Below are 23,824 nucleotides of genomic sequence, written 5' to 3'. Positions count from 1 at the left end.
GTTCCTCCACGTAGCCTGCGCCCCCATGACTGTGATCGTGCGCGACCTGCGCCCCGACGTCCCGGCCGATGTCGAGGGCTTCGCCCGGGTCCGGCATCTCGCGCTGCCCTTCATGCTGTCCACCCCGCGCTCCGTCGTCCACGGCGTGACCCGGGCCCACCCCGACGCCCATCACCGCGCCCTGGTCGCCGAGCGGGACGGCGAGATCATCGGCACGGCGCAGGTCGGTCTGGCCCATGAGAGCCCGGAGCCGGGCCAGGGCTACGTCAACGTCTATGTGCATCCGGAGCGGCTGCGGCACGGCGCCGGTTCGCTGCTGGTCCGCACCGCGGAGGAACATCTCGCCGCGCTGGGGGCGACGAGGCTGTTCACCTGGGTCCTGGACGCCCCGGCCGACCGCGCCTTCGCCGAGCGCCACGGCTATCGCGCGAGCCGCAGCGCGCACTTCCTGCGCCTCGATCTGGCCGACGGCGCGCTGCCGCCCCTCGCGGACCCGCCGGCGGGCGCCGAACTGCGTACGGCCGCCGACTTCGCGGCCGATCCCCGGCCGATGTTCGAGCTGGACGCGGAGGCGACGTCGGACGAGCCGAGCGACATCGACCACGAACTCACGGACTACGAGGCCTGGCTCGAGGGCACCTGGCACGGACCGCTCCTCGATCTCGACCTGACCTCGGTCGTGGTCGTCGACGGCCGGCCGGTCGCCTTCAGCGCGGCCCACACCGACGGCGGCACCCGCTACGGCAGCGCCATGACCGGCACCGCCCGCGCCTTCCGCGGCCGGGGCCTGGCCAAGCTCGCCAAGAACGACTCCCTGCACCGCGCCCGCGCGGCCGGGTACCGGGAGGCCTACACCGGCAACGACGCGGGCAACGGCCCGATGCTCGCGATCAACAGGTGGTTCGGGTACGAGATCTGCGCCACGGAGGTGCGCCATGCCCGCGAACTCGGCTGAACCGGCCCGCACGGTGGAGGTGGTCCTGGTCAAGGGCGGCCGTACGAAGATCCGTTACCCGGCCGAGCTGCTCGGGGACGACGGCGTCCGGATCTCGGTGCGCGCGCCCTGGGCGGGTGACGCCGCCCGTGACTTCGGCTTCGTGCGCTTCGAGTCGGGCGACGTCTTCACCGAGCACTACTGGCGCGACCGCTGGTACTCGGTGAAGGAGGTCCGCGACGCCCGGGGGGTGTTGAAGGGCTGGTACTGCGACGTCACCCGCCCGGCCGAGCTGTCGGGCACGCGGCTGGTCGTCGAGGATCTCGACCTGGACCTGTGGCGCTCCGCCGACGGCACGGACGTACGCCGGCTGGACGAGGACGAGTTCGCGCTGAGCGGCCTGCCGGCGCGGGACCCGGCAGCGGCGGCCGCCGCCGTCGCCGCCCTGGACGAGCTGGAGGCCCTGGCCCACGACGACGCCTTCGAGGCGCTGCTCGGCTAGGGCCGGTCGTCGAATTCCCGCCTGCCGCGCGGCCCGGCCCTGGGACGGCCTCAGACCACCGCCACCAGGGCGTATCGCTCGTCCTCCACGGCTCTGCCCCACAGCCGGGCGTCCTCCGACAGCCGCTCCACGCGCGCCTGCCCCACCAGCGGCAGCACGAGCGCGAGCAGCCGCTCGGCCGGGATGCCGACCGGACTCGACGTCCCCCACACCCCCTCGACCAGCACGAACCGTCCGCCGGGCCGCACCAGCCCCCGCCAGTGCCGCAGCGCGCGGCCGGGGTCCGGCAGCGTCCACACGACGTGCCGCACGAGGACGACGTCGAAACGCTGCTCCCCCACCGGGGGCGCCACCGCGTCACCGACGAGGAACGCGGCGTCACGTCCGGCGAGCTTCGCGCGGGCCCGGTCCACCATGGCCCGGGACCGGTCGACACCGGTGACGCGGTGCCCCTGCTCGGCCGCGAGCAGCGACAGGCTGCCGGTGCCGCAGCCCAGGTCGAGGACGTCGCGGGCGGGGCCGGGCAGCCACCGGCTCAGTCGCTCCGCCCAGGCGGCCCGGACGTCAGGGTCGCGCAGCCCGTGGTCCGGCTCGTCGTCGAAGCCGGCGGCCGACGCGTCCCAGTCCACGGCGTCCGGCGAGGTCGTACCGTCGTCATCCGTCATGAGGCCCAGCGTGACACCCGCCACTGACAGTCGATTGGTGACACCCGCCACTGACAGGGTGGTACCGATGAGCAACCCTCCCGGAAAGGGTCTGCCTCCGTGACACCACGGGACCCGGCAGGCACTGAAGGAGGCAGCCATGCGCCGACTCACCGTGCACAAGCCCCCGCGCAGGACGGACGCCCGCCGCATCCGCGAGGAAGCCGACGAGCGGACGGCCGAGCGCCCTGAGGTGCGCAAGGACATCGCGCGGACGTGGTGGCCGCAGGGGTGACCGGGCCGGGCGGCCGGCGAGCGGCGCCTGGGCACGGCGGCTTGCGGTGGCCCTGGTCGTGGGGCCCGTCCGTTCACCGGGCCACGGCCTCGTAGCCGTATCTCGGATGGATCCGCCCGTTCTCCGCGTCGACGCGTCGGTGCGGAGCCGGGTCCCGGTCGGTCCGAGCGCACGCGCGTGTGCGTCCTCGGGCGCCTCGATCCTCAGCGCAGTCTGAGCACTCCCTTAAAGCGACCATAAGGATCTCCGCCGATCGCCTCCGGCAGGCGACTTCACGGTCTTCCGGGGCTAGTTTCTGACCGTCCCCCCACGGGATGCCCACCCGGAAATCCCCCGGTGACCGTCACGAGGAGTTCCCCCGTGCCCGGACCCCGCAGGGCCGCCGCGCTCGCCGTCGGTCCGGTCCCGCTCGCCGGGTCGGGCGGTGCCCGGCGCGGTCGCTGAACCCGGACTCCGGGGCCTGACCGGCGGCTCAGGCCGGTCGGGCCCCGGCGGTGCTCAACTGAACACCGACGCGCAGGTGGTGGGCTTGGCCCGGGCCGGATCGAGGGCGTTGGCCACCTCGTGGAAGGCGATCCGGTCGAACAGCCCGATCGCCACGTGCTCCGAGAGGTCGACCGGGCACAGGTCCTGGAGCAGGACGTTGCGCACGTTCGAACCGCTCAGGAACTGGCTGCGGTACGGCGTGACCACCTGGTCGTACTTGGTGGTGATGACGGTGTACCGGACGCCGGGCACGGTGTCGCCGCCCTCGTTGAGCTCGGTGAGGAAGGCGGAACCGGGGATCTGGTCGGCGAGGGCGGGGGTGGCGGCCGAGAGCAGTTCCTCGGCGCCCGGGAAGTACGGCAGCAAATGGGTGAGTCCGCTCAGCGTCGCGCCGTGGTTGGAGGGCGCGAGGCCGATGAGGGCGTTCACCTCGGCTGCTCCGCCGAGGAACCGGAGGTAGTGGCGGGGCATCATGCCGCCCTGCGAGTGCCCGACGAGGTCGACCTCGCCGGCGCCGGTCGCGGCGAGCACCTTGTCGACGAACCGGTCCAGTTGCTCCGCCGACTTGTCGATCGGGCCGAGGCCGTGGAAGAACGGGACACCCGGCAGCTGGCCGTAATCGAGCGAGAAGACGCAGTAACCGCGGTTGGTCAGGTAGGGTGCCAGCCCCAGCCAGTTGTCGACGGAGTTGCCGAAGGTGCCGTGCACCAGGACGACGGGGCGGGGGTGGGCGGTGGAGGGCTTGCAGGAGTAGTCGTTCCAGCCGCCGGACGAGGCCGTGGCGGTGGCGGTGTCGGCCCCATGGGCTGCGGTGGCGGCGGGGAGGGTGGCGGCGACGGCTGCCAGCAGCAGCGCGGCAGCGGATCTGAGCACTCGTTTCCAGGGCAGCATCGGGTGATCTCCTTGCGGCTCAAGGGAGTTGCGATTGCCTTACGCCCTGTGATCCGGATCACGAGGATGCCGTTCACTCGTCAAGTTACGGACGAGTAGTTCAAGTGGGAAGTTACGCGTCAGTAAAAACTCGCAGTGATAACCGGTCATGAGCAGTGCCGTACGGGCCCCTTGGGCGGCCCGGTGCGCGCCGCGCCCCCGCGGGCCGGCGGCCGCGGGGACGCGCCGGGAGTCACGCGGCCAGCGACCCCGGCATCACCGCCCGCGCCCCGAACCTCGCTCGCGCGCGGTCCGCGACCTCCTCGATACGGCGGACCTTCTCGTCCACGGGGTCGAAGGTGAGCTGGTGGGAGGCCTTCTCAGCCGAGGCGAGACCCTCGGCGCGCAGGGCGAGCGCGCGGACCCGGGCACGCTGGAGACCGAGGGACTCGTACATGCCGTACGCCGCCTTCGCCAGCGCCGCCGAGTGGGCCGTGGGTTCCGTGAGGGTGCGGCTGCGGGTGGTGGCGGAGCGGTCGGCGTAGCGGACGGTGAGGGTCAGGGTGCGGCAGACCTTCTCCAGGGCGCGCAGCCGGGCGCCCAGTTCCCCGGCGGCGGCGAGCAGTGCGCGGCGGTGCCGGTCGGGGTCCAGCTCGTCGCGCGAGAACGGTCGTTCGGTGGCCAGGGAGCGGGAGACGGCGTTCGGTACGACGCGGCCGCGGTCGACGCCGTTCGCCTTCTCGTGCAGCTCGCGGCCGGCCGTCGCGCCGATCAGGCGCTGGAGCGTGGACAGCGGCGCGGTGGCGACCCGGCCGAGGGTGTCGAGGCCGTACTCGCGCAGGGTGCGGGCGGTCGCGGCGCCGACACCCGGGAGCGCGGTGACGGGCCGGCCGGCGAGGAACTCCGCGACGGCCGCCGGCTCCCCGGGCACCACACGGGTCACACCGGGCCCTGCGTCGCGCAGCGCCACGCGGGCCAGCATCGGGCCGGGTCCGGCGCCCATCACGCAGTCGTGGTGGGCGAGCGCGCGGACCCGGATCACCGACGCCAGCTCCACCGCGTCCCGCCCGAAGTACCGCTCGGCGCCGCGCAGATCGGCCAGCGCCCCGTCCGGCGGGAGCGCCTCGACGACCGGCGTGAACTCCTCCAGCAGACCGAGCAGCCCCGGCAGGGCCGTCTCGTGCGTCGGCGGCAGCTGGAAACGTACGCAGAGGATGGTCATCCCGCACTCCCCGGACTCTGGTGCCACAACTTCCGTACCTTCGCGGGCGCTTCGCCCGCGGGGCGCAGATCCGCCCACGGATGCAGTTCGTATCCGGTGGGCAGACGGATTCGACGACCGCGCGTCGGATCGCCGTCCGGGGCGTCCCGGCCGTCCGGGGCGTCCGGGTCGTCCGGGCCCCCGACCGGCTCCGCCAGCCGCGCCGCCACCACGTCGAGTCCGCCCTCGGCGCGCAGTTCGACCAGCTCGGCGAGGTTCCAGGCGGCGGAGCCGACCACGCTGAGGCTGCGCGGGCCGCGGCGCTGCACCACTCCGCGCACCAGCAGCAGCCAGGAGTGGAAGACGGTGTGGGCGCAGGCGTCGTGGGAGTCGTCGAAGAAGGCGAGGTCGACCAGGCCCGTACCGTCGTCCAGGGTGCTGAAGATGACCCGCTTGCCGGACCGGACCGGCGGCGTCTGCGTGGCCGCCTTGGCCCCCGCGACCAGCACCGTCTCACCGTGCCGGGCCTCCCGCAGCCGCCGCGCCGACGCCACGCCCAGCTCCTCGAGGAAGGCCCGGTGGTCGTCCATCAGATTGCGTGAGGCGTCCATGGACAGCACACCCAGCTCGGCGCTGAGCCGCTCCGTCGACGAGAGGTCGGGCAGCCCGGCCGACGCGGTCCTGTGCCCCCCGGACAGCGGGAGCTGGCCACCGCCCCGGCTCCGGGCGCCCCGGTGCAGCTCGGTCAGATGCAGTTGCAGATCGCGGCGGTTGGCGCCGAACGCGTCCAGCGCGCCGACCTGCGCGAGCCGTTGGGCGAGCGGCCGGCTCGGCCGCGCCCGCTCCCAGAAGTCCAGCAGCGAGGCGTACGGCTGCCCCTCGGCGACCCGGGCGGCCTCGGCCTCGCTGATGCCGTGCACGTCGGACAGGGCCAGCCGCAGCCCCCACACTTTCGCACCACCCTTTGAATCAGACACCAGTTCGATCTGATGGGTGACGCCCGACTTGTTCACGTCCAGCGGCAGGATCGGCACCCCGCGCCGCCGCGCGTCCGCCAGCAGCAGCCGCTTCGGGTACATCCCGGGGTCGTGCGCGAGCAGCCCCGCGTAGAAGGCGGCCGGATGATGCGCCTTCAGCCATGCCGACTGGTACGTCGGCACCGCGAAGGCGACCGCGTGCGCCTTGCAGAAGCCGTACGACCCGAAGGCCTCGACGATCTCCCAGGTCCGCCGAATCGTTTCCGCGTCATATCCCTTCGCCGCCGCGTGCTGCGCGAACCACACCCCGATCCGGCCCTGCGACCCCGGGTCGGACAGTCCGCGCCGCACCCGGTCGGCCTCGCCGCGCCCGCAGCCGGTCATGATGTCGATGATGTGGATGACCTGCTCGTGGAAGACGACGACCCCGTACGTCTCCCGCAGCGGCTCCTCCAGGTCCGGGTGCGGGTAGCGGATCGGCGCCCGCCCGTGCCGCGCCTCGATGAACGGCCGCACCATGTCGGCGGCGACCGGACCCGGCCGGAACAGCGAGATGTCCACGACCAGGTCGTGGAAGCCGGCCGGCTGGAGCCTGCCGACCAGGTCCCGCTGGCCCGGCGACTCGATCTGGAAGCAGCCCAGCGTCTCGGCGGACCGGATGAGGTCGTACGTCGCCGGGTCGCCGTCCCGCACCGCGTCCAGGTCGACCCGCTCCCCCGTCGCCCGCTCCACCTCCGCCACCGCGTGCGCCATCGCCGACTGCATCCGCACACCCAGCACATCGAGCTTGAGCAGCCCGAGGTCCTCGACGTCGTCCTTGTCGAACTGCGCCATCGGGAAGCCCTCACCGCTGGTCGGCACGACCGGTGTACGAGCCAGGAGGGAGGAGTCGGACAGCAGGACGCCGCAGGGGTGCATGGCGATCCCGCGCGGGAGGGCGTCCAGCCCCTCGACCAGCTCCCACAGCTCGCCGTACCTCTCCTTCTCCCCCGCGAGTCTCCGCAGTTCGGGCAGTTCCTCCAGGGCCGCGCGGGCGTCTCGCGCGCGGATGTGCGGGAAGGACTTGGCGATGCGGTCGATGTCGGCCGGGTCCATGGACAGGGCCGCGCCGACGTCCCGGATCGCGTGGCGGACGCGGTACGTCTCCGGCATCGCGACCGTCGCCACCCGTTCGGCGCCGAACCGGTCGATGATCGCCCGGTAGACCTCCAGCCGCCGCGCGGACTCCACGTCGATGTCGATGTCGGGCAGCACCGGGCGGCGCTTGGACAGGAAGCGCTCCATCAGCAGCCCGTGCTCGACGGGGTCGGCGTGGGCGATGCCGAGGAGGTGGTTGACGAGGGAGCCCGCGCCGGAGCCGCGCGCCGCGACCCGGATGCCCATCCCCTTCACGTCGTCGACGACCCGGGCGACCGTGAGGAAGTAGGAGGCGAAGCCGTGGTGGGCGATGACGTCCAGTTCCTCGTGCATCCGCTCCCAGTACGCGCGCCGGCCGGCGTGGCCGAGCCGCACCATCCCCGCCGCCGCCCGGGAGGCCAGCACCCGCTGCGCGGTGCGCCGCCCGGCGCCGACGAGGTGCGGCTCGGGGAAGTGGACGGAGCCGATGCCGAGGTCGTCCTCGGGATCGACCAGGCACTCGGCGGCGGTCGCCCGCGTCTGCTCCAGCAGCCGGTGGGCGGTGTCGCGCCGGAAGCCCGCGGCCTCGACGATCCGCTCGGCGGCGCGCAGCATGGCGTCGGCGTCCTTGAGCCAGGCCTCGCCGGAGTCCAGTTCCTCGGTGGGGTCGATGGGGACGAGACGGCGGGCGGCGTCCAGCACGTCGGCGACCCGGCCCTGCCCCGGGTCCGCGTACCGGACGGCGTTGCTGAGCACGGGCCGCACGCGCTGCTCGGCGGCGAAGCCGACGGTACGGGCGGCCAGCCGCAGGGAGCCGGGGCCGGTGCCCTCGCGGCCGTGCCAGACGGTCTCCAGGCGCAGGGCGTCGCCGTAGGCCTCCCGCCAGGGAACGAGCAGCCGGGCCGCGCGGTCCGGGCGGCCCGCGGCGAGGGCGCGGCCGACGCCGGAGTCGGGGCCGAGCAGGACGACGAGGCCGTCGCCGTGGTTGGCGGACCGGGGCAGCAGCGGGGCGCCCTCGGCGGTGTGCGCCGCGGTGACGAGTCCGCACAGGTCGGCCCAGCCCCGGGCGCCGTCCCGGGCGAGATAGACGACCCGGGGAGTCGACTCGTCGATGAAGGCACCGCCGCGCACGGGCGTGCGGCGCCTTTCCCGTCGTACCGGCCCGTCGGGCTCGAACCCCTCCACCGCCAGGTTCACGCCGAACAGCGGACGGACGCCCTCCGCGGCGCAGGCCTTGGCGAAGCGGACCGCGCCGCCGAGGGTGTCGCGGTCGGTGAGGGCGAGGGCGTCCATGCCCCGCTCGGAGGCACGCTCGGCCAGCCGTTCCGGATGGGAGGCGCCGTAGCGCAGGGAGAACCCGGAGACGGTGTGCAGATGCGTGAACCCAGGCACACGCACCTCCCGCACTCGCGAGCCGTCACCGGCTATCGAACATCTGTTCCCAACTCTCCCACCCCCACCATAGACCAATTCCCGAACATCTGTGCGACATCGATCGGGGCGTGTCCCACCTGCGCAAACACCGCACATTCCGGGCCGTGGGGGACATGACACAGGCCCGCCCGCACGTCGGGCCCCGGCGCGGCGATCACCGCGCGGGCGGGACCCGGGCGCGTCCGGGCGGAGGCCGCTGTCGGACCCGTCTGACAGCCTGGACGCATGATCCGCACCCTCGCCGTCGAGAACTACCGCTCGCTGCGCCGCCTGATCGTGCCCCTGGACGGACTCAACGTGATCACGGGAGCGAACGGCACGGGAAAGTCGAGCCTGTACCGGACCCTGCGGCTGCTCGCCGAGTCCGCGCGCGGCGGCGCGGTCGGGGCACTGGCCCAGGAGGGCGGGCTGCCCTCGGCCCTGTGGGCCGGCCCGGAGCGGACCGGCCGGGCGGTGCGCGAGGGGCACCATCCGGTGCAGGGCACCGTCCGCTCCGGACCGGTCAGCCTCCAACTGGGCTTCGCGGGCGACGAGTTCGGCTACGCGGTGGACTTCGGGCACCCGACCCCGGCCGGCGGGTCCTCGATGTTCGACCTCGACCCCGAGATCAAGCACGAGTGCATCTGGAGCGGGCCCGTGCTGCGCCCGGCCGCCGTGCTCTCGGAGCGGGCGGGGGCCGCGGTGCGGCTGCGGGGCGCGGGCGGCGGCTGGTCCCGGGCGCACGGGACGCTGCGGCCGTACGACAGCATGCTCGGCGAGCTGGCCGACCCGCAGCACGCGCCGGACGTACTGGCGGTGCGCGAGTTCATCCGGTCCTGGCGGTTCTACGACCACGTCCGCACCGACGCCCACGCCCCGGCCCGCACCGCCCGCATCGGCACCCGCACCCCGGTGCTCAGCGGCGACGGCTCGGACCTGGCGGCGGCCCTGCAGACGATCCGCGAGACCGGCGACGCCGCCGCGCTGGACGCGGCGGTCGACGCGGCCTTCCCGGGCAGCCACGTCACGGTCGACAGCCACGGCGGGCGCTTCGAGCTCGCCCTGCGCCAGCACGGGCTGCTGCGTCCGCTCGGCGCCGCCGAACTGTCCGACGGCACCCTGCGCTATCTGCTGTGGGCGGCCGCCCTGCTGACCCCGCGGCCGCCGTCCCTGCTGGTGCTCAACGAACCGGAGACCAGCCTCCATCCCGACCTCGTCCCGCCGCTCGCCGACCTGATCCTCACCGCCGCCCGGGACACCCAGGTCGTCGTGGTCACCCACGCCCGGCCGCTCGCCGAGGCGCTGGCCAAGGGGGCCCCGGGCCACCGTCTCGACGTCAACGCGATCGAGCTGGTCAAGGAGTTCGGCCGGACGGAGGTGGCCGGCCGGGAAGGGCCGCTGGACGAACCTCTGTGGCACTGGCCGAAGCGCTGAGCGGCCCCCCGGCACGCGGAAGTCCCGCCCCCTCGCGCGCGGGGGCGGGACTCCGTGAAGCGGGGTGCGAGGCGGATCAGCCGATCTCGGTGCCGGTCGCCGACAGGGCCTCGGTCACCGGCTGGAAGAAGGTCTCCCCGCCGGAGGTGCAGTCGCCGCTGCCGCCGGAGGTGAGGCCGATCGCGTTGCTGCCGGAGAACAGCGAACCGCCGCTGTCACCGGGCTCGGCGCACACGTCGGTCTGGATGAGGCCGTTGACGATGTCGCCGTTGCCGTAGTTCACGGTGGCGTCGAGGCCGGTGACGGCACCGGAGTGCACCTGCGTCGTCGAACCGCTGCGGGTGACCTCCATGCCGACCGTGGCCTCGGCCGCGCCCGAGATCGCCTGCGTGGAGCCGTCGTAGAGGTTGACCTCGCTCGGGTGGTCCACCTCGGCGGTGTACTTGACGAGACCGTAGTCGTTGTCCGGGAAGCTGGAGGCCTCGTTCTCACCGATGACGGTGCCGGACGAGTCCGACCAGGTGGAGATGCCCTCGGTGCAGTGCCCGGCGGTCAGGAAGAACGGTTCTCCTCCCTTGACCACGTTGAAGCCGAGCGAGCAGCGGCCGCCACCGCCGGTGATCGCGTCACCGCCGGCGACGAAGGGCTTGAACTCACCCTTGGTGCGCTGGAGTTCCGCGGTGCCGCCGAGCTCCTCGACGACGCCGGTCAGCTTCTTCCACTCGGCCGCCGACACCGTGCGGTCGGCGGTCACGACGATCTTGTTGGTGGTCGGGTCGGTCACCCAGGAAGTGCCGGGGATCGTCGCGTCCTGCTTGAGCGTCGTGCGGGCGCCCTTGAGCTCGGCCAGGGAGTTCTCGACGATTCTGGCCCTGGCCCCGGCCTCCTGGACCAGTCGGGCGGCGGCCTCGTCGAGCACGTTCACCACGAGGCTCTTCGCTTTCGCGTCGTAGTACGTTCCCGCCGCGTCCGTGCCGAGGTCCTGGTCGAGCGTCGAGGCGAGCTTTCCGGCCGACAGGGCCGACAGCGTCTTCAACTCGGGGGTGTCCGGCGCCTCGCTGGCGTTCGCACTCTGGAAGGTGACACCCGCGGCCACCAGTGCGGCGATACCCGCACCTGCCACGGCGGCCCGCCGCCTGGGTATGCGTCGGTGCTTCAACTCACGTCCTCCTGTGGGGGGTCCGGTCCGTACGGCTGTGGGGGCCTTACGAACCGGGAGGGTTGTGGACTGGACGTCCACTATTCCGACCCTCACAGGGAGCACACAAGGTCCAGTTCAGGACGCGCGTACGACAACTGCCGTGCGCCCCGTACGCCTTGTGTCGTTTGAATGTCCACGGTCACGGCGGGTGTGATTCGCAGTGCAAACACTACGCGCGAGTAACCGGTATGCGCTGAGTGAGGTTTAGTCCTGTCCTGAATTCGACTCTAGGAAGCGGGTTCCTCACGCGCCTCGGCGACCGGCGGTTGCTCCCGCACCGATTGCGCGGGCTCGACGGACGCCCGGGGAGGCGGCGCGGGCGCGGCCGGCTGAGCCCTCTCCAGGAAGCGCAGCAGCTCGACCGGGAAGGGCAGCACGAGCGTCGAGTTCTTCTCGGCCGCGACCGCCACCACCGTCTGCAGCAGCCGCAGTTGCAGCGCGGCGGGCGTCTCGGACATCTCCTTCGCCGCCTCGGACAGCTTCTTGGACGCCTGGAGCTCGGCATCGGCGTTGATGACCCGGGCCCGCCGCTCCCGGTCCGCCTCGGCCTGGCGGGCCATGGAGCGCTTCATGGTCTCGGGCAGGGAGACGTCCTTGATCTCCACCCGGTCGATGGTGACGCCCCACTCCACGGCCGGGCTGTCGATCATCAACTCCAGGCCCTGGTTGAGCTTCTCGCGGTCGGACAGCAGGTCGTCCAGATCGCTCTTGCCGATGATGGACCTCAGCGAGGTCTGCGCCATCTGCGAGACGGCGAACCGGTAGTCCTCGACACGCACGATGGCGTCGGCCGGTGAGGTCACCTTGAAGTACACGACCGCGTCGACCCGCACCGTGACGTTGTCCCGGGTGATGCCCTCCTGGGCGGGCACCGGCATCGTCACGATCTGCATGTTGACCTTGCGCATCCGGTCGACGAACGGGACGACCAGCGTGAACCCGGGTCCGCGCACCTCGGGCCGCAGCCTGCCGAGCCGGAAGACCACACCGCGCTCGTACTGCTTGACGACCCGCGCCGCCGCCGAGACGTACACCGCCCCGGCGAACACGAGGGTCGCTCCCGCCGCCACCAGCTCCTCGACCATCACGGCCCCCAGAGTCCGAAGTGGGCGCAGGCGGGTGCTCGACCGCCGCGTCCGCGCGCGTCCTCGCTGCGTCCTTCGACGGTAACTCCGTCCCCCGCACAAGGGCGAGCCCCCGCACGGCTGTTGCGTGTGCGGGGGCTCGTCGTGCTGCCGACCGGAGTCGTGCCGTACGGGTGCCGGTGGTACGGGCCGGCCTAGTAGACGCTGACGCCGTAGGCGCTCAGGGCCTCCGTGACGGGCTGGAAGAAGGTCGTACCGCCGGAGGAGCAGTTGCCGCTGCCGCCGGAGGTCAGACCGTAGGCGACGCCGCCGCTGCCGTACAGCGAACCGCCGGAGTCGCCGGGCTCGGCGCAGACCGTGGTCTGGATCAGGCCGGAGACGATGTCGCCGCCGCCGTAGTTCACGGTGGCGTTGAGCGCGGTGACCCGGCCGCTGTGCGTGCCGGTGGTCGAACCGTCACGGATGACGGTGGTGCCCACGCTGGGCGTCGCGGCGCGGGTGATGTCCACACCGTTGGCCGTGCCGGGCCGGCTCACGGAGCCGGAGTAGCGCACGATGCCGTAGTCGTTGCCCGGGAAGCTGGAGCCGGCGGTCGAGCCGATCACCGTGGTCCGGCCGGAGTTGGAGTACCAGGTGCCCGCGCCGTCGGTGCAGTGACCGGCGGTCAGGAAGTATTCGGTGCCGTTGCTGGCGCGGACGTTGAAGCCCAGGGAGCAGCGCCAACTGCTGGCGTAGATGGCGTCGCCGCCCTGGATGAGCTTGCTGAACTTGCCGGGGGTGCGCTTGATCGTGAGCGCGTCGGCGTTGCCGCCGGCCTGCTCCTTGATCTTCGCTATCTCGGCCTGCGACACGGTGCTGTCGGCCGTCAGGAGCACCCGGCCGGTCTTGCTGTCGACGGCCCAGGCGGTGCCCGGGACGTCGGCCTTCAGCACCGAGGCGCTCGCGCTCTTGAGCTCGGCGGAGCTGAAGGTGGTGGGGGTGTCGGCCGCGTTCGCGCTGGGGATCGCGATCGCGGCGGCGGCCACGAGGCCGGTGGAAACGGCGATCAGCCGAGTCCGTCTCGAGAAGCCGCTACGGGGGGTGGTGCGCTTGATCCTCACTTTTCGTCCCTCCACGGGGAGTAGGGGGCCCGGTCGTGGGGTTGCGGGCCCGTGAGGCGCAGCCAGCGGCATGATCGTCCGGATTCCGAACACGACGTGCCCCTGACAAGCGCTGAGGGGGAGTATTCGGTGGCACGGCCGACGGGCGCAAGGGCGCCTTTCGGCCGTCAATCTTTGAACAAACCTTGGCCCGGCCCCTGCCGACCCACCGTCAGAACACGTCGCCCTCCCTCGGTTCGGCCACCGTGCCGCGGGCCGCCCGGCGGCGGGAAGGGGCGGTCGAGCGCGTTTCTCGACGCGCACCGTGCGCGGGCCCGCTCACGGTATGAACCGGCACCGCACCGGCCGGACGCGGACGGTGCGGTGCGGCCCGGATCTCACCGAACCACCGCCGGGGCCTCGGCCTCGGGTCGAAATCCCGTACACCGCGGACGCCTTCACGGACCGGGACGGACGCCCGCCGCCCACCGCGCCCAGCCCACGGGATCCCGGCTGACGATGTGCCGCGCCCACCCCACGCAGGGCTCGCCGTCGAGGGGCAGGCCGTCCACGCCGGGGAGCACCCCGTCGCGGCCGGCGGGCCGGACCCCCGGATGTCCAGAAGTCGCCCCTACGGCCGGACACCCGAGCCCGGCGGGAGCCCGGCCCCGTGCGGCGGCCGGGCCGCCGCGCGAGCGGTGTGCCGGCGTGCGGACGGCGTCCCGGTACGGCGCCGGTGCCGCCGCGCTCAGCGACCGGCCGCGCCGGCCGTCCCACGGCCGGGCTCACGGTCGTCAGCAGTTGCAGCCGCAGTCGCACCCGTCGCAGCCGCACTTGTCACAGCAGTTGCAGCAATCGCAGCACCCTTCACAGTTGCCGCAGTCGCAGTCGCAGTTGTTGCACAGCCCTTCCTTGCGCTCACCGGTCCACGGATCGTCGTACTCCCCGCAGCACAGCTGGCACGTGCAGGCCAGTCCCAGCCACACGGCGCATCCCGCGAGCAGTCCGCGCCGGTCACGCCGGGGCGGGCCCGGGGGCGGCGGCGCGCCCGGCCCGGCCGGTCCGCCGGGCGGTGAGTACGGTCCGTACAGCTCCGGCCGATGGCCGCAGGACGCGCTGCCGAACGCCCGCTCGACGGAGGAGGGCAGTTCGTGGACCAGCAGCCGGTGCGCCAGCCTGCCGTTCGCGCCCGGCTTGCCCGGCTCGGCCTGCGATCCCCAGGTCACCTCACCCAGCGCGAGCCGTATCCCGTGCACGGCGTCGTCGGCGAGCCGACGGGCCTCGGTGAGCGAGGTGCCCGTCGCGGTGAGCGGGTTCCAGGCACCGGACGCGGTGTCGGCCTCCCTGTCCTCCACCGCGTCCAGCAGGTGCGCCAGCCGTCCGAAGAGGCGTCCGGCCTCGGCGAGCGGCTCGGCGTTGTCCGGCCGGCCCGCCAGGACCGCGGTGTGCGCGAAGGCGGCGGAGGTGGCGGTCTCGGTCGGCTCGGTGACGGTCAGCAGGGGTGTGCCGATCCCCGCGAGCGCCTCGACGTCCGACTGCCGGTCCACCGCGTCGACGAGGACGCCGGTGTCGAAGCCCACGCCCGCTCCGCCGCGCGCGCCCGCACGCCCCCAGCTCTCCGCCACCCGGCGGGCGGCGAGCGCCACCGGTCGGCGGGCCAGCAGCCCGTCCCCGTCGGCGACATGGTCGCGCACCTTGGCGGAGGCGAGCACCAGCGAGACGGCGGCGGCGAGCCGCGCGCCCTCGCCTCGGGCGACGGACGCGGTCCGCATGCCGCGCAGCGGACAGGGCCCCGCCGTACGCCGCCACCCCTCGGCGACCGCCCCCTCCGCCTGAGCCTCCGTCAGAACGGAGATGAGCAGCCCGTCGTAGTTCGTCGCCACCCGGGCGAACTGCCCGTGGTCACTGCGCAGCGCGAGGCACAGCCCGCACAGATGCGCCATCCACTGGGTTCTGAGCCGTTCCCCCAGCCGATGCCGGCACGGCCTGACGATTCCGAACATGGCGACCCCCCGAGATGCGTACGGCGCTGAGCGGCGGCATCGTATCGACTGATCTTCACATCGGGCTGCCCTCTTGCGTCACCCGTCCGCCCCACCGCTCACCCGGACGCCGAGAAGAATCGTATTTCACTCACAGTCAGCAGCCGGGCTCGGCAACACCCTTGCCACAGCCGGGCTCTCGACGTATTCGCTGTGCACCAGTACCGTCACAAACCCCCCGCGCGGCGTCTATCCACTTGGCGCGCCGTCCGCATCATGGATGACCATAGGGATGCGGAAAGCAGAAAGACCGCTGTGAGAGGAGGCGTCCATGGGATCGGTGCGCAAGGCGAGTGCGTGGCTCGGCCTCGTCGACGACAACGATGACGAGCGTTACTACGACGACGACACCTACGAGGAACCCGAGTCCGGGGACGCCTGGGTCACGGACCCCCGGGTGAAGGTGGCCACCGACACGGCCGAGGAGGTGGGCCGTCGCATCGGCACGGTCACGCCGGACAGCTTCCGGGACGCACGCGCCATCGGTGAACTCTTCCGGGACGGCGTCCCCGTGATCATGAACCTGACGGCCATGGAGCCCGCCGACGCCAAGCGCGTGGTCGACTTCGCGGCCGGCCTGATCTTCGGGCTGCGCGGCTCGATCGACCGTGTGTCCAACCGCGTGTTCCTGCTGTCCCCCGCCGACACGGAGATCATCAGCGGGGACTCCGCCGCCCGCCGTGAGGACGGCTTCTTCAACCAGAGCTGAGGCAGGGCCGCTCACCGGTCCGCCCGAACGGTGGACGGCTCACCGTCACCGGAAGGCGTCGACCCCGGTGAGCGCCTTGCCCAGCACGAGTTGGTGCATCTCGACGGTGCCCTCGTAGGTGAGCACGGATTCGAGATTGGTCGCGTGCCGCATCACCGGGTACTCCAGGGAGATCCCGTTGGCACCGAGGATCGTCCGGGCCGTACGGCAGATGTCGATGGCCTCCCGCACGTTGTTGAGCTTGCCGAAGCTGACCTGTTCGGGACGCAGCCGGCCCGCGTCCATCCGCCGCCCCAGATGATGGGCGAGCAGAATCCCCTTGTGCAGTTCGACCGCCATGTCGGCGAGTTTGGCCTGGGTGAGCTGGAAGCCCGCGATGGGCCGCCCGAACTGCTCCCGCGTCCTCGCGTAGTCGACGGCGGTCTCGAAGCAGGTCCGCGCCGCGCCCATGGCGCCCCAGACGATGCCGTACCGGGCGTGGGACAGGCAGCTCAGCGGACCGCGCAGGCCGGTCACGTCCGGCAGCACGGCGTCGGCGGGCAGCCGGACGTCGTCGAGGATCAGCTCGCTGGTGACGCTGGCCCGCAGCGACCACTTGTGCCGGATCTCGGGCGCGGAGAATCCGGGGCTGTCCGTCGGGACGGCGAACCCGCGCACCCCGTCCTCGGTCTGCGCCCACACCACGGCCACGCCCGCGACGGACCCGTTGGTGATCCACATCTTGCGCCCGTTGAGGATCCAGTCACCGCCGTCCCGCTTGGCGTAGGTCCGCATCGAGGCGGGGTCGGACCCGTGGTCGGGCTCGGTCAGTCCGAAGCAGCCGATGACGTCCCCGGCGGCCATGGGCGGCAGCCACCGCAGCTTCTGCTCCTCGGAGCCGAACCGGTGGATGGCGTACATGGCGAGCGAGCCCTGCACGGAGACCAGGGAGCGGATGCCCGAGTCGGCGGCCTCCAGCTCCAGACAGGCCAGGCCGTACTGCACGGCACTGGCTCCGGCGCAGCCGTACCCGCTCAGCGACATCCCGAGGGCGCCGATCGCGCCGAGTTCCCGGGCCAGTTCGCGGATCACCGGCAGCTCGCCGGTCTCGTACCACTCGGCGACGTACGGCAGCACCCGGTCCGCGGCCCAGCCGCGGACGGTGTCCCGCACGGCCAGGTCCTCGGGCTCCAGGAGCTCGTCGATCCCCAGCGGATCGGTCGGATCGAACGGGGGCAACTTCGAGGTCGCGGACACGGACCACCCTCCGGCAGCTCAAAACTAGTGCCGTGGCAGGCAACGTTCGCCCGTCAAGGAGCGGCGTCCGGTGCGTGCTCTCGGTGTACCGGCCGGAAGTCCTCGTACTGGACGTACTCGGGCTTTCGGCCGGTGCGGCGAGAGGGCGTGCCGGGCGTCGCGACGGGGCGAACGTTGCCTGCTGCGGCACTAGCACCGCTAGGCACGGACTGGATGCCGACGTTACGAGGCGGCCGCCCGCACGTCCACCCCGGCGCGGCGCGGCGCCGCGGCACGACGGTCCACAGCGGGGATCGTGCCACCGCCGCGGCGTCCGGTCACCACGACACGGTCCGGCCGGCCCACACCCCGGGCGGCGAGGCGGTCACGGGCGGGCGTGGGTGGGCAGGGGGCGGGCGGCCTCCCGCGGCGCCGGCACCTCGACCTCCCCCACCTCGCAGTGCATCAGCCGGGGCAGCCGCAGCGCCATCGCCGCGCCCATGAGCAACAGTCCCGCGCTCACCAGCAACGTCACATGCAGACCGTGCACGAAGCAGTCCCGGGCCGCCCTCCGCAGGGCCTCGCCCGCCGTTCCGCCGAGCCGGTCGGCGACGGCGTAGGCCTCCCCCAGCGAATGCCCCGCCGCGGCCGAGGCCGACGCCGGAACGCCGGGCACCGAGGTGAGTCCGGGCGTGTACGCCGCGTTCATCACACTCCCGAGCAGCGCGATCCCGATCCCGGCCCCGAGTTGGTACGACGTCTCACCGATCGCCGCCGCGCCACCGGCCTGTTCCGGCGGCGCCTCGCTCAGCATCGACTCGTACGCCCCGAACAGCGTGGTCTCCAGCCCGAACCCGAGCAGCACGAAGCCGGCCAGCAGCAGTCCCGGGTTGTCGTGCCGTCCCATCGCGGTCAGCAGGACCACCGCGAAGGCCGTCAGGCAGAACCCGGCGGACACCATCCGCCGGGGCCCGAACCGCCGCAGCATCCGCGCTCCCAGCAGCCCCGCCGCCATCGCGGCGACGGTCAGCGGGAGCAGCCGCAGCCCGGTCTCCAGCGGCGACAGGCCGAGCACCAGTTGCAGGTACTGCGCCGCGATCAGCTCCAGGCCGACCAGCGCGAGCATCGCCAGCACGATGCACCCGACGGACGTGCTGAACGCCGGCCGGGCGAACATCCGCAGGTCGATCAGCGGATGCTTGCGCCGCCGCTGCCGGCGCACGAACAGGACCAGCAGCGCCGCGCCCAGCACCAGCGGCACCACGGTGAACGCGCTGTCCGCCGGCTCGCCGCCGCCCAGCCGCTTGACGCCGAGCACCACCCCGAACAGTCCGGCCGCCGCCATCAGCGCGCCGACCACGTCCCAGGGGCCGTCCCCCGCACCCGTCGACTCGGGCAGCAGAATTCGCCCCACCGGCAGGCTGACCAGCATCAGCGGGATGTTGACGAGGAAGACCGACCCCCACCAGAAGTGCTCCAGAAGGAATCCGCCGAGCAGGGGCCCGACCGCCGCGCCCACCGCGGCCACCGCGCTCCAGACACCGATCGCGACCGCCCGCTCGCGCCGGTCGGGGAACACCTGCCGCAGGATCGACAGCGTCGCGGGCATGATCATCGCGCCGCCGACCCCGAGCAGCGCCCGTGCCGCGATCAGGACCTGGGCGGTGTCGGCCACGGCCGCCATGGCGGAGGCGACACCGAACAGGGTGTAGCCGAGCAGCAGGACCCGTCTGCGGCCCACCCGGTCGCCGAGCGTGCCGAACAGGATCAGCAGCGAGGCGCAGACGAGCGGGTAGACGTCGACGATCCAGAGCAGCTCTATGGCGCTGGGCTTGAGATCCTCGGTGACGGCGGGCACCGCCACGTGCAGCACGGTCGCGTCGACCGCGACCAGCAGCAGGCTGGCGCAGAGGACCACGAGGACGACCCAGCGGTTGGCACCGGCCCCGGCCGCCCGCCGGCGCAGCCCGACAGCGCCCGTGGTCGTCCCGGACATTCACGTACCTCCCAGAAGTTCCCTCGCCTCGGCGGGCTCACGGGGGTGGGGACTCCCCCGCGTCTCGACCGGAGAGGAGCGGTGCTCCCCGGCGCGCGCAACGTGCGGCGAGTGACACGTCAGCGTACGCGAGTCGCCGCCGGACCCGAGTGGCGGACGTCTCATACATTCGGCGCAACGGTGTGGCATGCGCCACTACCCCGCATGCCGGCGCCCACACCGCCGACCGGCCGGTTGGACGGTCCGTCGATAATCGAGCCCGTGACCGATCTTGAAACGCCTGTGGCACGAAGCGGCGCCGCCGCCCTGCGCCGGGCGGCCCCCGCCCTCCTCGGGTACGCGGCCGTCCGGGCGCTCGGACTGCTGGCCCTGGCCGTGTGGAGCGCCGCGCGCGACAAGAGCGCGTACACGCTGCTGACCGCCCGCTGGGACGCGCTCTGGTACACCAGGGTCGCCGAGCTGGGCTACGGCTACGAGGTGCGCCTGCCGAACGGCGACGTCCACTCCAACCTCGCCTTCTTCCCGCTGCTGCCCTGGCTGGAGCGGCTGCTGCACGCGGTGACCCCGATGTCCTACGCGGACGCCGGGTTCGCCGTCTCCCTGACCGCCTCGCTCGCGGCGGCCTGGGGGATCTTCGCGGTGGCCGACCATGTGTACGGCCGGCGGGCCGGGGTCTGCGCGGTGCTGCTGTGGGCCGTGCTGCCGGTCGGGATCGTGCAGTCGATGGCGTACAGCGAGTCCCTGTTCACGGCGCTCGCCGCCTGGTCGCTGTACGCGGTGCTCACCGGCCGCTGGGTCACGGCCGGCTCGCTGGCCCTGCTCGCGGGGCTCACCCGGCCGGTGGGGCTCGCCGTGGTCGCGGCGGTGTGGGCGGCGGCGATCGCCACGTTCGTCCGGGACCGGCGCGTTGCTCCATCCGCGCGACAGCGAAGCGCGGCCTCCCCCGGCGGCGCACACGAGTTGCCGCACGCCCTCTCCCCGGCCGCCGCCCCCTCCACCGCGGGCGCGTCCGTCGGGCGGCGCGCCCTCGGCATGCTCGTCGCGCCCCTGGGAGCCGCCGGGTACGTCCTGTGGGTCGGCGCCCACACCGGCGGGGGCCCGCTCGCCTATCTCGACGTCCAGGCGGGCTGGCGCAACGGCTTCGACGGCGGCTACGCCTTCGCCCGCTTCATCGGCGAGAAGTTCACGTCGTTCCCGTCGGCGGCGGCCGGGGCGGGCCTGATCGTCGGGGTCGGACTGGTGATCTGGCTGTACGTCGTCTGTGTACGGCAGCGCCAGCCGCTTCCGCTCCTGGTCTACGCCGGGGTCGTCACCGCGCTCGCCCTGTGCGCGTCGAGCTACTTCGGCTCCAAGCCCCGCCTGCTGATGCCGGCCTTCCCGCTGCTGCTGCCGCTCGCGATCGCCCTGGCCAGACTGCGCACGACCGCGTGCGCGCTCGTCGTGGGCGGTATCGCGGTGGCGTCGGCGGTGTACGGGGCGTTCTGGCTGAACGGCTCCGGTCCGCCGTGACCAGGCGTTCGGCCATTCGGTGTTCCCATGGGGAAATCCGTCCCATGACCGGGTGAACGCATTCATAAGCATGCCGAAACAGTGATCCACGGAACGGTCAAAGGAATTGAAGGGAACGGCGCCCGCGGATAGCAGAATCCTTGGAAATAAACCCCCGCTTGAGAGTAATCCCACATCACATCGTCATTACAACCGCAGTGATTCGGCGAGGAACTCAGCTCACTCGCTGTAACGTCGATTGCGTGCGTACCGAACCAAAGCCGACCCGGCTCGACCGGATCTTCGCCCGACTGGACCGCGAACCCGTGCGGCCGGTCCTCGACGTGCCGCGCATGACGCGGCACCGGGTGGTGCTCTTCGGCGCGACGCTCTCCTTCTACCTGACGATCGTCCTCGCGGTGGTGACCACCTCGTGGCTCGTCCGGTTCGACTGGCAGGCGATGCTGTTCCGGCCCTACCAGCAGTGGCCCGGGATCCACGCCTTCCTGGACTACTGGGTCGTCCTCGGGCAGCGCGGCCCGACCGCCGTGATGGTCGCCGCCTGGCTGGGCTGGCGCTGCTGGCGGCAGCACACGCTGCGGCCGTTGCTGGCCTTCGGCGCCGCGCTGCTGTTGCTGAACGTCACCGTGGGAGCCGTGAAGTACGGTCTGGGCCGCTCCGGCCCGCACTACGCGACCGAGGTCGGCTCCAACGAGATGTGGCACTGGTTCCAGGCAGGCAGTGACATATTTCCCTCGGGGCACACCGCGAACGCGGTCGTGACCTGGGGCATCCTCGCCTATCTGGCGTCCACGCCGCGGGCCCGGCGCTGGCTGTCCGCGCTGTCGGCCGTGCTGTCGCTCAGCGTCGGCCTGACCACCGTCTACCTCGGCACTCACTGGCTGAGCGACGTCCTGCTGGGCTGGGCCGCGGGGCTGCTGATCCTGCTGGCGCTGCCGTGGTTCGAGCCGGTGATCGCCACGGCCGAGGCCTGGATCCTGGTGCTGCGCGACCGCTGGCTCGCCGCCGTGCGGCGCACCGCGCCGCGGTCGGCGCCCGCCCCGGTCGAGGCTCCCGTCGCGGTCACCCCGTGCCCGACGGCCGACGAGGAGCCGGCACCCGTGCGCGAGACGATCCCCCAGTCGGCGGCCCGCGCCACCCGAGCGCCGGCCTACCTGGCCCCCGGTCCGCACAGCACCCGTTCGGAACGCACCCCGGTCACCCCCGTGGGCAGCCGCCGGCCCCCGCATCCCGAGCGCCACCCGCGCGGCTCCGCCCCGGCGGCCCGCCCCGTCACGGGCGCCTGACCGGCCGCTCGGCACACACGGCGAAGGCCCCGGTTCCACACCGGGAACCGGGGCCTCGCTCTGCCGCGCCGGACGGGTCAGCCCTTCCAGGAGCGGGCCACCGCTCCGTCCCTGACCTCGAAGTTCAGCCGCCCCACGCGGTACTCCATCGTGATGATCGCCCCGGGCGGCAGCGACCGCACGGTCGACCAGCCGCGTTCACGCGCGAGCCGTTCGGCCGCGGCCTGTTCGAGGCCGACGTACGCCTCGGGACGGTCGTCGGGTTCCCTGGGAGGTGTCGGAATGGGTGCCATGCCGCCACGCTAGGCGCTGGACGGCGGCCGGGGAAGGCACAGCCGTGCACCGTGGGTCACTGGTCCCTCTGCGGTCACGCTTCTGTCACAGGATCACGACACGCGTTTCGGTGGAACTCCGTCACTCCAATGGACGGATCGGTACGCCGTACGCAGGCATTCGAACGTAATTCCCGTGCGGGGTGACCACTCTTCGAATTGCTCCGCGAAAAGTTCCGGCAGGATCGCCCGCGACCCCCATTCCTTTCCGATTCCGGGCGGCCGGGCACGGGGCCGGGCGACACAGGAAATGCACGTCTCCCCCACAGACTCTCCGTACGCCCCCTGCCGCGGCCCCCGCCCGGCGGGCAGCGTCGCGACGGCTCGCGGGCGCCCGTGGCGCGGACCCGGCGCACCCGGCGCACCCGGCGGACTCGGACGACTTCACGACGCCGCCCGGGGTCCGCTCCGACTCCCCGGCGTACGCCCTGCGCCGTCCGCGGGGCGCCGAGCCGCGTCGGCGCCCCGTTCGAGAGCCCGGCTCAGGCGGTCCCGTGCCGTCCTGATCGACTCCGACAGTCCGGCCGGCTCCAGCACCTCGAACTCGAAGCCCATCAGCATCACGTGGATGACCATCACGTCCGAACTCGCGGCGCCGGTGCGCAGGATGCAGGCGTCGTCGCCGTCGGCCTCCAATGTCCCGGCGGAGGGCGAGATGCGCTCCGCGGCCTCCTCGACGGGCACCAGCAGCCGGACGGCGGCCCGGGTCGGGTACGCGCGCGTGGAGACACCTTCCGACACGTAGGCCGCCAGGTCCTCGGCGGGCGGGGTGCGCGGCGCGAAGCGCGGCCCGTGCGGCGGCTTCGGGACGATGCGGTCGACCCGGAACGTACGCCAGTCGTCGCGGTCGAGGTCCCAGGCGACCAGGTACCAGCGGCGCTCGGTGCACACCAGCCGGTGCGGTTCGACGGTACGGCGGACCAGGGCAGCTCCGGCGGTCCCCCCGCCCGGGGCCGGTGCGGACGGGCCGCGCTCGGCGTAGTCGAAACGCAGCCGCTCGGCGTCCCGGCACAGGCCCGCCAGCTCGGTCAGCACGGCCGGGTCCACGGCCGCCTGACGCCCGCCGTGCAGCATCGGCACGGTGAAGGCGTTGAGCGCGCCGACCCGGCGGCGCAGCCGGCCGGGCAGCACCTGTTCCAGCTTGGTGAGGGCCCGCACCGAGGACTCGCCGATGCCGTCGATGCCCTGGCCGGCGGCCGTGCGCAGCCCGACGGCGACCGCGACGGCCTCGTCGTCGTCCAGCAGCAGGGGCGGCAGTTCGGCGCCCGCGCCCAGGGTGTAGCCGCCGCCGGTGCCGGGGCTGGCGTTGACCGGGTAGCCCAGCTCGCGCAGCCGGTCGACGTCACGGCGCACGGTGCGCGGGGTGACGCCGAGGCGGTCGGCCAGTTCGGCGCCGGACCAGTCACGGTGGGCCTGGAGCAGCGAGAGCAGGCGCAGGAGGCGTGCGGAGGTTTCCAGCATGGGCCGAGTCTGCCAGCCGTTGCGGACAGGGACGGTC

General features: G+C 72.9%; 19 protein-coding genes. 7 read left to right on the top strand and 12 right to left on the bottom strand.

The window, feature by feature from the left end; translation table 11 throughout:
• Positions 1 to 25 precede the first annotated feature (25 nt).
• Positions 26 to 955: a GNAT family N-acetyltransferase gene (locus DN051_RS29940; RefSeq protein WP_112439910.1), complete on the top strand. Its 930-nt coding sequence runs from the start codon at positions 26 to 28 to the stop codon at positions 953 to 955.
• Complete coding sequence (locus DN051_RS29935) at positions 936 to 1,436, top strand: ribonuclease FAU-1 family protein (protein ID WP_053758101.1); 501 nt, start codon at positions 936 to 938, stop codon at positions 1,434 to 1,436. Before DN051_RS29940 ends, DN051_RS29935 begins: the two co-directional genes overlap by 20 nt.
• Positions 1,437 to 1,486: 50 nt before the next feature.
• Here DN051_RS29935 and DN051_RS29930 read toward each other — a convergent pair whose 3' ends face one another.
• The gene (locus DN051_RS29930) at positions 1,487 to 2,101 is read right to left on the bottom strand and encodes a class I SAM-dependent methyltransferase (protein ID WP_053758162.1); all 615 of its coding nucleotides are present in this window, start codon (positions 2,099 to 2,101) and stop codon (positions 1,487 to 1,489) included.
• 139 nt (positions 2,102 to 2,240) lie between these two features.
• Here DN051_RS29930 and DN051_RS47320 point away from each other — a divergent pair, with 139 nt between their 5' ends.
• Positions 2,241 to 2,375, top strand: coding sequence for a hypothetical protein (locus DN051_RS47320; protein WP_112439908.1), 135 nt, complete (start codon positions 2,241 to 2,243; stop codon positions 2,373 to 2,375).
• A 498-nt stretch (positions 2,376 to 2,873) separates the two neighbouring features.
• Here DN051_RS47320 and DN051_RS29920 read toward each other — a convergent pair whose 3' ends face one another.
• From DN051_RS29920 to DN051_RS29910, 3 genes are all read right to left on the bottom strand, one after another.
• Positions 2,874 to 3,752, bottom strand: coding sequence for an esterase/lipase family protein (locus DN051_RS29920; RefSeq protein ID WP_053758102.1), 879 nt, complete (start codon positions 3,750 to 3,752; stop codon positions 2,874 to 2,876).
• 232 nt (positions 3,753 to 3,984) lie between these two features.
• Positions 3,985 to 4,953: a DNA polymerase Y family protein gene (locus DN051_RS29915; protein ID WP_112439906.1), complete on the bottom strand. Its 969-nt coding sequence runs from the start codon at positions 4,951 to 4,953 to the stop codon at positions 3,985 to 3,987.
• Complete coding sequence (locus tag DN051_RS29910) at positions 4,950 to 8,417, bottom strand: DNA polymerase III subunit alpha (protein WP_112442509.1); 3,468 nt, start codon at positions 8,415 to 8,417, stop codon at positions 4,950 to 4,952. The genes DN051_RS29915 and DN051_RS29910 overlap by 4 nt, the downstream gene beginning before the upstream one ends.
• 267 nt (positions 8,418 to 8,684) lie before the next feature.
• On the opposite strand from DN051_RS29910, the gene DN051_RS29905 reads away from it, so the two are divergent.
• Positions 8,685 to 9,872 carry an AAA family ATPase gene (locus DN051_RS29905; RefSeq protein ID WP_112439904.1) on the top strand — a complete coding sequence of 396 codons (1,188 nt, stop codon included), beginning with the start codon at positions 8,685 to 8,687 and terminating at the stop codon, positions 9,870 to 9,872.
• Between the two features lie 76 nt (positions 9,873 to 9,948).
• Here the strand turns inward: DN051_RS29905 and DN051_RS29900 are convergent, their stop codons facing one another.
• The 4 genes from DN051_RS29900 to DN051_RS29885 form a co-directional block, all read right to left on the bottom strand.
• Positions 9,949 to 11,031, bottom strand: a complete 1,083-nt coding sequence (locus DN051_RS29900; protein ID WP_112439902.1) for a S1 family peptidase — start codon at positions 11,029 to 11,031, stop codon at positions 9,949 to 9,951.
• A 269-nt stretch (positions 11,032 to 11,300) separates the two neighbouring features.
• Positions 11,301 to 12,158: a slipin family protein gene (locus DN051_RS29895; protein ID WP_053758163.1), complete on the bottom strand. Its 858-nt coding sequence runs from the start codon at positions 12,156 to 12,158 to the stop codon at positions 11,301 to 11,303.
• 194 nt (positions 12,159 to 12,352) lie between these two features.
• Positions 12,353 to 13,258 carry a S1 family peptidase gene (locus tag DN051_RS29890; protein ID WP_053758112.1) on the bottom strand — a complete coding sequence of 302 codons (906 nt, stop codon included), beginning with the start codon at positions 13,256 to 13,258 and terminating at the stop codon, positions 12,353 to 12,355.
• Between the two features lie 773 nt (positions 13,259 to 14,031).
• A complete protein-coding gene (locus DN051_RS29885; protein WP_112439899.1) occupies positions 14,032 to 15,240 on the bottom strand; it encodes a DUF5685 family protein in 1,209 nt (402 codons plus the stop codon).
• A 310-nt stretch (positions 15,241 to 15,550) separates the two neighbouring features.
• Between DN051_RS29885 and DN051_RS29880 the strand changes: the two genes are divergently transcribed.
• Positions 15,551 to 15,988: a cell division protein SepF gene (locus tag DN051_RS29880; RefSeq protein WP_053758110.1), complete on the top strand. Its 438-nt coding sequence runs from the start codon at positions 15,551 to 15,553 to the stop codon at positions 15,986 to 15,988.
• Between the two features lie 45 nt (positions 15,989 to 16,033).
• On the opposite strand, the gene DN051_RS29875 is transcribed toward DN051_RS29880, so the two are convergent.
• Positions 16,034 to 17,224, bottom strand: coding sequence for an acyl-CoA dehydrogenase family protein (locus tag DN051_RS29875; protein WP_053758109.1), 1,191 nt, complete (start codon positions 17,222 to 17,224; stop codon positions 16,034 to 16,036).
• A gap of 364 nt (positions 17,225 to 17,588) precedes the next feature.
• Positions 17,589 to 19,199, bottom strand: a complete 1,611-nt coding sequence (locus DN051_RS29870; RefSeq protein WP_112439897.1) for an MFS transporter — start codon at positions 19,197 to 19,199, stop codon at positions 17,589 to 17,591.
• 261 nt (positions 19,200 to 19,460) lie between these two features.
• Between DN051_RS29870 and DN051_RS45935 the strand changes: the two genes are divergently transcribed.
• Positions 19,461 to 20,708, top strand: a complete 1,248-nt coding sequence (locus DN051_RS45935; RefSeq protein WP_199314709.1) for a glycosyltransferase family protein — start codon at positions 19,461 to 19,463, stop codon at positions 20,706 to 20,708.
• A 242-nt stretch (positions 20,709 to 20,950) separates the two neighbouring features.
• Positions 20,951 to 21,994, top strand: a complete 1,044-nt coding sequence (locus DN051_RS29860; RefSeq protein ID WP_053758106.1) for a phosphatase PAP2 family protein — start codon at positions 20,951 to 20,953, stop codon at positions 21,992 to 21,994.
• Between the two features lie 77 nt (positions 21,995 to 22,071).
• Here DN051_RS29860 and DN051_RS29855 read toward each other — a convergent pair whose 3' ends face one another.
• Together DN051_RS29855 and DN051_RS29850 are read right to left on the bottom strand one after the other, a co-directional pair.
• On the bottom strand, positions 22,072 to 22,287 hold the full coding sequence (locus DN051_RS29855) for an I78 family peptidase inhibitor (RefSeq protein WP_053758105.1): 216 nt from the start codon (positions 22,285 to 22,287) through the stop codon (positions 22,072 to 22,074).
• Positions 22,288 to 22,710: 423 nt separating this feature from the next.
• The gene (locus DN051_RS29850) at positions 22,711 to 23,787 is read right to left on the bottom strand and encodes a helix-turn-helix transcriptional regulator (RefSeq protein ID WP_112439895.1); all 1,077 of its coding nucleotides are present in this window, start codon (positions 23,785 to 23,787) and stop codon (positions 22,711 to 22,713) included.
• Positions 23,788 to 23,824: the final 37 nt, after the last annotated feature.

The organism is Streptomyces cadmiisoli (genome assembly GCF_003261055.1).
GTDB classification, from domain to species: Bacteria; Actinomycetota; Actinomycetes; order Streptomycetales; family Streptomycetaceae; genus Streptomyces; species Streptomyces cadmiisoli.
The sequence above is the reverse complement of the archived record's forward strand: the minus strand, read 5'-3'. Positions and strand labels throughout refer to the sequence as shown.